The organism is Bacteroidota bacterium (assembly GCA_039714315.1).
Classification (GTDB): domain Bacteria; phylum Bacteroidota; class Bacteroidia; order Flavobacteriales; family JADGDT01; genus JADGDT01.
Window position 1 is genome coordinate 1 of record JBDLJM010000119.1, and the last position, 9,837, is coordinate 9,837.

At 35.6% G+C, this 9,837-nt stretch carries 6 protein-coding genes; 2 read left to right on the forward strand and 4 right to left on the reverse strand.

Translation table 11 applies throughout. The annotated features are described in order from the left end of the window. The first annotated feature begins 429 nt into the window (after positions 1–429). Entirely contained in the window at positions 430–1,713 is a 1,284-nt protein-coding gene (locus ABFR62_10985; GenBank protein ID MEN8138945.1) for a lysine 2,3-aminomutase, read from the forward strand. Positions 1,714–1,785: 72 nt separating this feature from the next. On the opposite strand, the gene ABFR62_10990 is transcribed toward ABFR62_10985, so the two are convergent. Continuing rightward, positions 1,786–3,189, reverse strand: a complete 1,404-nt coding sequence (locus ABFR62_10990; GenBank protein MEN8138946.1) for a tryptophanase — start codon at positions 3,187–3,189, stop codon at positions 1,786–1,788. A 757-nt stretch (positions 3,190–3,946) separates the two neighbouring features. Between ABFR62_10990 and ABFR62_10995 the strand changes: the two genes are divergently transcribed. Next, positions 3,947–6,508, forward strand: coding sequence for an adenosylcobalamin-dependent ribonucleoside-diphosphate reductase (locus ABFR62_10995; GenBank protein MEN8138947.1), 2,562 nt, complete (start codon positions 3,947–3,949; stop codon positions 6,506–6,508). A 126-nt stretch (positions 6,509–6,634) separates the two neighbouring features. Here the strand turns inward: ABFR62_10995 and ABFR62_11000 are convergent, their stop codons facing one another. From ABFR62_11000 to lnt, 3 genes are all read right to left on the reverse strand, one after another. Then, on the reverse strand, positions 6,635–7,405 hold the full coding sequence (locus ABFR62_11000; protein MEN8138948.1) for an MBL fold metallo-hydrolase: 771 nt from the start codon (positions 7,403–7,405) through the stop codon (positions 6,635–6,637). A gap of 99 nt (positions 7,406–7,504) precedes the next feature. Next, on the reverse strand, positions 7,505–8,092 hold the full coding sequence (locus ABFR62_11005; protein ID MEN8138949.1) for a pseudouridine synthase: 588 nt from the start codon (positions 8,090–8,092) through the stop codon (positions 7,505–7,507). A 32-nt stretch (positions 8,093–8,124) separates the two neighbouring features. Beyond that, a complete protein-coding gene (lnt, locus tag ABFR62_11010) occupies positions 8,125–9,723 on the reverse strand; it encodes an apolipoprotein N-acyltransferase (GenBank protein MEN8138950.1) in 1,599 nt (532 codons plus the stop codon). Positions 9,724–9,837: the final 114 nt, after the last annotated feature.

Consider the following 9,837-nt stretch of genomic DNA (forward strand, 5'->3'; position numbering starts at 1 on the left):
GATTCAAAGGCCTTTAAATCGTAATATTTTTCCTGTGCTGTTACCTTTTCAGTAATGAAAAAGGCAATAAACACTATTAAATATAATTTTTCTACTACAATTCCCCTTTTATTCGTCATCATCATAAATGTTAACATTTTCAAATCCATTATCGTTTTGCTATATTAAAAAAAAATCGTAAATTATTAGGATTCTTTTCAAGAATTATATCAACGTAAAATTACAACCCGGTTTTAAAATATTTTTCTTAGTTTTGCACGGCCAAAAAATCAGCGTTGAAAAGTAATTACATTGCTACTTATCAAGCAATTCTACTTGTCAGAATTACAAAGAAAAAACAGCATTCATTAACCAAATAATTAGTAGTATATTATGGAGCAGGCGAAGTACAAATCTTATTCTAATCACAATTATAAAAAGATTCCTCAGATGAGTTTATTATCTGAAGAAGAAAAGTTTATTATAGACGTAGTTGGGGCAGTATTGCCATTTAAGGTTAATAACTATGTAGTTGATGAATTAATTGATTGGAATAATTACAGTACTGATCCAATATACATATTAACTTTCCCACAAAAAGAGATGCTTAGCACAGAGCATTTCGAGCAGGTTGCCGACCTGATGAGAATGGGTGCCGATAAATCGCAAATCAAAGAGTTAACAGATTCTATCCGCTTGCAGCTTAATCCTGCACCTGCGGGACAAGCCGACAATGTTCCCGAGGTAAATGGTCATAAATTACCGGGTGTTCAACACAAGTACCGCGAAACTATGCTGTTTTTCCCTCAACAGGGACAAACATGTCATGCATATTGTACGTTCTGCTTCCGTTGGCCTCAATTTACCCAAATGGATGAGGCTAAATTTGCAATGAAGGAAATAGAACTGGTAATAGAATACATTAAACAAAATCCTGAAATCACAGATATTCTTTTTACCGGAGGAGATCCGATGGTGATGAAATCAAAAATATTCAAGGCCTATATTGACTCTATCCTGGAAGCCGATCTTCCGAATATTAAAACTATTAGAATCGGAACAAAATCACTTGGATACTGGCCTTATCGCTATACGCACGATGAAGATGCACAGGAGTTGATCGAAACTATCAAAAAGATTGTAGATAGTGGTATACATGTATCTTTTATGGCTCACTTTAACCATCATGCTGAATTGAAAACCAAAGCTGTTAAAGATGCAATAAAGGTTATACAACAAACCGGAGCGATTATAAGGACTCAGTCGCCTGTAATGCGAAATATAAACGCCAATGCTGATGTATGGGCAACAATGTGGCGTCAACAGGTTGATTTAGGTTTAATTCCATACTATATGTTCTTAGCACGCGATACCGGTGCTCAGGATTATTTCTCTGTTCCCTTAGTTGAAGCCTGGGATATTTTCAGAAATGCCTACACTAAAGTAAGCGGAATAGTAAGAACTGTAAAAGGTCCGAGTATGTCGGCCAATCCTGGTAAAATCCAGGTTCTTGGTGTTGTAAAAATTAAAGGAAAGAAATACTTTAATCTTCAGTTTGTTCAGGGAAGAAATCCTGATTGGGTTGGAAGACCATTCTTTGCCGAATACGACGAAAAAGCCATCTGGATTGATGATTTACAACCTGCACTGGGAGAAGAAGAATTTTTCTTTGAGGAATTCCTCAACAGAAAATACGAAGTTGCAGATCAGCTTATCAATGATATAAATGATTAGTGTTAGATTTTATTAATAAATAAAAAACGGATTTGATATTCTCAAATCCGTTTTTTTTTACTGCATCACTCGTCACTTCATCACTACATCATTAACAGTCTGCTTTCTTTTAAGCTCAATGGTAAAGTGCCTCAAGATAGGAGCTTCCCATTCTATTTCCAGTCCTTTTCTAATTTCATTTCGGCGATCGTAAACATTCTTCAGCGCTGCGGCAATGTAATCCATGTGATTTTGAGTATAGGTTCTACGCGGAATAGCCAAACGCAGCAGCTCCAAATCAGGGTAGCGGTTTTCTCTTGTCTTCGGATCTCTGTCGGCCAACAGTGTACCGATTTCCACACCTCTCACTCCACCTTCTATATACAACTCCACTCCTAGAGTCTGAGCAGGAAACTCACTTTGGGGAATATGTGGTAAAAAACGTTTAACATCTACAAAAACAGCATGTCCGCCTATCGGCTCCTGTACCGGAACACCATATTCCAATAGTTTTTCACCAAGATATTTCACCTGGCCTATCCTGCTTTCAAGATATTCGAATGTAGTTGCTTCTTTAAGTCCTTGTGCCAAAGCTGCCATATCTCTCCCGCTCATTCCTCCATAGGTAATAAAACCTTCAAACATTATATTATAAGTAGAAGCTTCACGAAATATCTCTTTGCTTTTTAATCCTATAAACCCGCCAATATTTACAAGACCGTCCTTTTTAGAACTCATTGTGGCACCCTCGCCGTAAGTAAATATCTCTTTTACAATTTCTTTAATACTTTTATCTTTATAGCCTTCTTCACGTGTTTTTATAAAATATGCATTCTCTGCAAAACGGGCGATATCAAAAAACACAGGGATTTCATATTTTTTACACAATTCCGATACTTCACGAATATTTTTCATCGATACAGGCTGTCCTCCTGCAGTATTATTAGTAATCGTGATTAAAGTAAATGGAATTTTTTCTTTCGGGTTCGACATTAGGACTTTTTCTAATTTATCCAGATCAACATTTCCTTTAAAAGGATGTTGAGCTGTTGTATCAAAAGCCTCATCTATTGTACAATCTATCGCCTTTGCCTTTCTAAATTCAATATGTCCCTTTGTAGTATCGAAATGAGAATTTCCGGGAACTACATCTCCTTCTTTTACCAGTACCGAAAACAATACATTTTCTGCAGCTCTACCCTGATGGGTTGGAAGAAAATACTCAAAGCCCAATAGTTCCTTTACGGTATTTTTCAACTTAGTAAACGAAATTGAACCCGCATAACTTTCATCTCCTGTCATTACTTCGGCCCACTGCTTATCGCTCATCGCGCCTGTTCCTGAATCAGTTAACAAATCTATAAATACTTTATCACTGTCAAGGTTAAACAAATTGAATTTAGCTTCTTCTATCCACTCTTCACGTTCCTGGCGTGTAGTTTTTTTAATTGTTTCAACCATCTTAATTTTAAATGGTTCTGCATATGGTAATTTCATGTGTTTTAGATGTTAGATATTAGATATTAGACTATTAGCAATACACCTTATACTATAATACAATAGTAAAGGCAATCTATTTTTAATAATCTGTAAAAATTGCAGAGTTTATCAATCTATTTCGGGAAGAAATAAATGTTAGTAGTGGTAGTTATCTCTACGTTTGATATGAATATACCTTATATCAGCAATAAAATCCTGAATAAACATGTACCTAATTATATTAAGCAATTACTAAATGAAAGTTAATCCACCCAAATATACAAATAAAATTACATTTTTAAAAAATACAAAATACTATGATTACAACTTAAAATCTTCCACTTTTCATCCTTATTCAAAATAATTATTTGGATTAATTTTTAGTGAAAATCAAATGATATAAAATCATCAAAATGTTAATAACTAAAAAAATAATTCCTACATTATTTTTTGTTTAATTAATCTCTATATATTTACTTAGCATCTATAACTACAACACTGCATTAATTGACCTGCGAGGAATAAAAAAATGAAAAATAAAAAATATTTTTTTATTTTTTTTATTTTAAAACAAGCTCAGACCATACCCGTCAAAATCACAACTATCTGATTTTCCTACACTTAACACACTTTAAAGGAAAATAATTTTTAAATAACAATTTTTGTTTTCAACAATTAATGTTGATAACAATAAGCGATAATAAATTTTTTTTCCGGACTATTCTTCTATATTTGATTTCAGAAAGCGTAAATATTTAATGAATAGATTATCACAATGATAGAACAAATACCTACTACTAAAATGGAAAAGACCTACAAGCATGAAGAGGTTTTAAAAGCGAGCTTGAAATATTTTGAGGGGGATGAACTGGCTGCTACAACATGGATCAATAAATATGCAATAAAAGATACCGAAGGAAACTATTTTGAACTGTCGCCTGAAGACATGCACAAAAGGATGGCAGACAAGTTCGCGGTTATTGAAGAAAAATACGGTAACGATTTATCTAAAGAACAAAAAACAAGATTATCTAAATACGGAAAAGAAAGAAAACTTCTTACCGGTGACAGGATTTTTGAATTGTTTGATAAATTTAAATATATAATACCACAAGGTAGTGTAATGTCTGCTTTGGGTAATAACAAATTCATTGCTTCGCTTTCTAATTGTGTTGTAATTCCACCTGTACACGATTCATACGGTGGTATTATGCATACCGATCAGCAACTGGCTCAACTGTTTAAGCGCAGATGTGGTGTAGGTGTTGATATATCTAATTTACGTCCAAAAGATGCTCTTGTATCAAATGCTGCGGGAACTACAACCGGTGCAGTATCGTTTATGGAACGTTTTTCGAACACAACCCGCGAAGTTGCACAAAACGGACGCAGAGGAGCATTGATGTTAACTATCGACATTGCTCATCCTGATGTAATGGACTTTATCACCATAAAACAGGATTTAAGTAAAGTAACCGGAGCAAATATTTCTCTTCGCCTTTCTGACGAGTTTATGACTGCGGTTAAAAATGATACTGATTACACTCACCGTTGGCCAATCGACAGTAAAGATCCAAAATATACTAAAACTGTTAAGGCAAGAGACGTTTGGGATGTTATTATAAAGTCGGCACACAATACAGCTGAACCGGGATTACTTTTCTGGGACAGACAGCACTACTACTCTACATCATCTGTTTATCCGGGATTTGAGAACAGTTCTACAAATCCGTGTTCTGAAATCGGAATGCAGGGAGGCGACAGTTGCAGACTAATTGCTTTGAACTTATACAGTTTTGTTGACAATCCATTTACAAAAAAGGCAAAATTTGATTTCGACAAATTCTATAAAGCTACATACGAAGCCCAAAGACTGAACGATGATTTAGTTGATCTGGAGCTACAGGCTGTAGAAAGAATTTTAAATAAAATTGATGCAGACTCTGAGCCTGATAATATCAAGGCAAACGAAGTTGAAACCTGGAAACTTCTTTACGAAACAGGTAAAAAAGGCAGGAGAACCGGTTTAGGATTTACAGCTTTAGCTGATGCTGTTGCTGCCTTAGGTTTGAAGTTCGACACAAGCGAATCGATTGCTGTAATCGATGAAATAATGCGCACAAAACTAACGGCCGAATTTGATTCATCGGTTGATATGTCGGTAACGAGAGGTAGTTTTGACGGATTTGATCCTAATATTGAGAATACTTCTGAATTTGTACAAATGATGGAAAAAGAATTTCCTGTTCTGTACAAAAGAATGATGAAAAACGGACGTAGAAATATTTCTGTTTCTACAGTAGCACCAACGGGTACTTTAAGTATGCTGGCACATACATCTTCGGGAGTAGAACCGGTATTCCTTTTATCGTATAAACGAAGAAGAAAAGTAAATCAAAACGATCCAAGTGCTGTTGTTTCTTATGTAGATGATATGGGCGATGCTTTCGAAGAATTCGATGTATATCACCATAAGCTAAAAACATGGATGGATGTTACGGGTAAAACCGAGATTTCGGAAAGTCCGTATGCAGGTGCTACCGCTCCTGAGATCGACTGGAAAAAACGAATTGAAATTCAGTCCGTAATTCAAAAATATATTACTCACTCTATCAGTTCTACAATAAACCTTGCAAGCGATGTGTCTCTTGAAAAGGTAAGTGATATTTATTTGGAATCATGGGAACAGGGTCTGAAAGGAATAACTGTATACAGAGACGGTTCACGTTCGGGAGTACTGGTTTCATCAGACGACAAGAAGGAAGAAGAAGTTAAAAGTAAAACTTCATTCCCTGCAAAACGTCCTAAAGTTCTTGAGGCCGATGTTGTTCGCTTCCAAAACGATTATGAAAAATGGATTGCAGTAATCGGAACTATCGACGGTAAACCATATGAAGTTTTCACCGGTAAAGCAGAAGATGCATTCAACTTACCAAGTTCTGTAGAAAACGGACTTATTATTAAGAATAAAAACGGTGACGATAAGAGTCGTTACGATTTTGAATATACTGATAAGGATGGTTATAAAACAACTATCCAGGGATTGTCAAGATCGTTCAACAAAGAATACTGGAACTATGCAAAACTAATTTCGGGAGTATTACGTCACGAAATGCCAATTCACCTGGTTATTGACCTTATTAACAACCTTAACCTTTACGATGAGCATATTAATACCTGGAAAAATGGTGTTGCACGTTCATTGAAGAAATACATTCCTGATGGAGACGAAACCGTTGTGGATAAAAAATGCCCTACATGTGGCGATCCCGAAGGTCTTGTTTACGAAGAAGGATGCTTAAAATGTAAATCATGTGGCTACTCAAAATGTAGCTAGTGTTTGAATAATTCTCATAGTGGTAATTTAAAAAGGTGGTAACAACTTGCTATTGTTGCTGCCTTTTTGTTTTCTAATGATTTAATGAACTAATGATTTAATGGGGTAATAGGTTAATGGGCCAAGTTAAAACTCCAACTTCAATCCATCATAGGCTAAATGTACATTGGTCGGTAATTTCTTTTCCTCTTCTTCATGAAATCCCAGATATTGGCTAATATGGGTAAAATAAGTTTTATTGGGTTTCACTCTCTTTACAACCTCTAAAGCTTCTTTCAGATTAAAATGAGCATGATGTTTCTCGTGACGCAATGCATTTATCACTAAAATATCAACATCTTTCAGCTTATTGTATTCCGATTCAGGGATATGGTTAGTATCGGTTATATAAACCAGGTTTTTCACTCTAAAACCTACTACTTCCAAACTCCCGTGCATTAAAAATATTGGCTGAAATTTTATTTCATTGAATTCAAACTCCTTATCTGTTATTTCATTGGCATCAACACCGGGAGCTCCGGGATATTTATCATCGTGAAAAATATAAGGGAACCTCTCCTCTACTGCCTCCAGTACTCTCTTTTGTGCAAAAACCGGCATATCTCCTTCCATCTTGAAATAGTAAGGTCTGATATCATCCATACCGGCCATATGGTCGCTGTGCTCATGAGTGAGAAATATTGCGTCTACATGTCGCACATTTTCGCGCAACATCTGATATCTGAAATCAGGTCCGCAATCTATAACTATATTGCTTCCTTCTATATTCAAAAGAACCGAAGTTCTTAATCGCTTATCTTTTTTGCTCTTAGAATGACTAACAGGATGATCCGATCCGGGAACAGGTATCCCCTGTGATGTTCCGGTACCTAAAAAAGTTAGAATAGATTTTTGCATATCTCTATAATTACTGATCTGTTATTCAAATTTACATGTATAATGCTAAAATACTAAGTTTTTATGGAGTTATGAAGATGATATAATGATAAAAACAAATCAGAATAAGGATGCAAAATTATCATCGACCTCAATAACCTGCCCCGAACTAAGTTCTCCCAATAAAATATTCCCGATTCTAATTCTAACCAGTCTTAAAGTTGGAAAACCAGCGGCGGCAGTCATTTTCCGCACCTGCCTGAACTTTCCCTCCGAAATAATTACAGATACCCAACTAGTAGGTCCGTGTCTGTCATCTCTAACTTTACGTGATCGCTCCGGAAAACCGGGATCTTCAATAATTGATGACTTTGATGGTTTAGTCGTGTATTTTTTCCCGTTTACACTAATTTCCACTCCATCCTGAAGTTTCTTTACTGCAGTTTCATCTATTATACCGTCAACCTGAACATAGTACTCCTTTTCAACTTTATTACTCCTTACCTGCTCACTCAACTTTCCGTCTGTGGTCAACAATAGCAAGCCTTCAGAATCTTCATCAAGTCTACCAATGGCCATTGTCCCCTCAGGAAAATCAAATAATAATTCACCTAGCAACTTCTTGTTTTTCCTTTTGGTCTGATTAGTGATAAACTGACTCAGGAAACCATATGGTTTATGTATAATGAAATTTCGATTTATTGACATTGATACAATAATCTTTTACTCTTAATCTAAAATTAATAAGACAAGCTGTCTTTTCGAACAGTTAAAACATAAAGAAAAATAAGTGCAGCAATCAACATTGCAACTCTGGCAATATAATCTCCAAACCGGGTATAAATTGTTAACTCGTTGTTGGCAAATATATTACCCGAAAGTGCTCCTCTGCTATTGTATGGTAACGATTTCAGGATATCGCCCTTTTGATTAATAAAAGCAGAAATACCGGTATTTGCCGATCTTGCAACACTCCTGCGGTTTTCAATAGCTCTTATCCGTGAAAATGATAAATGTTGTTTGTGTCCCTGAGACTCCTGCCACCATCCGTCGTTGGTAACAACCGATAATATGTTTGCCCCATTTTGCACGTAACCGGTAACAAATTCTCCGTATACAGATTCATAACAAATAATTGGCGCTGTTGAAATTCCATAATATTCGTTAGTAAAAACACTTCTCTCCTCCTGTGTAACATGTGTACCCACAGTACCACCCAGATTAATTATAAAATCGCCCAAAAGTGGTTTAATTATATTTCTGAATGGCATATGCTCTACACCTACAACCAGTTTTGATTTATCATAAACAGGGATTGAATCAGATGAATCAACCATAAATGCAGAATTAGATATATCGTACCACATTTTTCCGTTTCGGGAAATGTTGGAACTTTCTGTAGCGTCTTCTTTTTTATAATAACGCTGAACAAGAGTTGCTCCACTCACAAAACTCACATTATTGTGTTTCGCTACGAAATCCTTTATCCCCCTAACTGACCGGTACCTTTTCATGTGAATACGATCCATCCCATCGGGCAAAGAGGTTTCCGGTCCAAAAACAAATGATGTGCTGTCGCCAATCTTACTCCCGGCCAGATCAATCAGTTGCTCACTTAATATATCATCTCCAATCCTGAATTTCTCCCCATAAGGATCGAGATTAGGCTGTAATACAACTATATTATTTTCTATTCCCTTTTCCTCATAATTATTATAGATGTAATAAGAAATTCCAATTGGTACTGAAATTAATACAACAACACGAATTAATGCCGGAATAACTCTTACTGCATCTTTACTTTTCAAATAATTCAGAACGCCTGTCAGCAAGGTTAAATTTACTATCCAAACCCAAAGCGAACCACCAAAGACACCAGTATATTCGTACCATTGAATCCACTTATAATATTCGGCAAATCCATTTCCCAGATTCAACCACGGCCACGACAAATCCCAGTTGAGATGCATCTTTTCGAAGCTTATCCATAAAGCAGGAAGCAACATAGTACTCAGATGATTTCCTACTCTCTTTCTGGCAAAGTAATATATTCTAATAACTGAGGCCATCAAAAAAGCATTTGCCAAAACTGCGAATAATCCGGCCCAAAAATCAGCATAATGAAGCCACCATGTAGTAATGAAATTCCAGATTACAAAAGACAAATACGCAAGTCCAAAAACTTTGAAACCGTCTTTTTTAACCTTTGATTCATAAATATTATTGATTGAAGCCAAAAGAGGGATAAATGCGACAAATAAAAGTCCTGCAAATCCATAAGTAGGCCAGCTTAGGGCCAGTAAAGCCCCTGAAAGTATAGCGAGAAATATGTTCTTCATTTAGTCAATAAAAAAATTCGATGGCTAATCTACAAATCAAATTTTGCAATTAGCAATCGAATTGTGTTTTTTTACATTCAATTGTATTAATAATCTAAAACTTAACATTTATAG

Bases quoted from the DNA above. Each gene is read 5' to 3' on its own strand.
- ABFR62_10985 (MEN8138945.1), top strand. From the start codon at position 430: ATGAGTTTATTATCTGAAGAAGAAAAGTTTATTATAGACGTAGTTGGG.
- ABFR62_10990 (MEN8138946.1), bottom strand. From the start codon at position 3,189: ATGAAATTACCATATGCAGAACCATTTAAAATTAAGATGGTTGAAACA.
- ABFR62_10995 (MEN8138947.1), top strand. From the start codon at position 3,947: ATGATAGAACAAATACCTACTACTAAAATGGAAAAGACCTACAAGCAT.
- ABFR62_11000 (MEN8138948.1), bottom strand. From the start codon at position 7,405: ATGCAAAAATCTATTCTAACTTTTTTAGGTACCGGAACATCACAGGGG.
- ABFR62_11005 (MEN8138949.1), bottom strand. From the start codon at position 8,092: ATGTCAATAAATCGAAATTTCATTATACATAAACCATATGGTTTCCTG.
- lnt (MEN8138950.1), bottom strand. From the start codon at position 9,723: ATGAAGAACATATTTCTCGCTATACTTTCAGGGGCTTTACTGGCCCTA.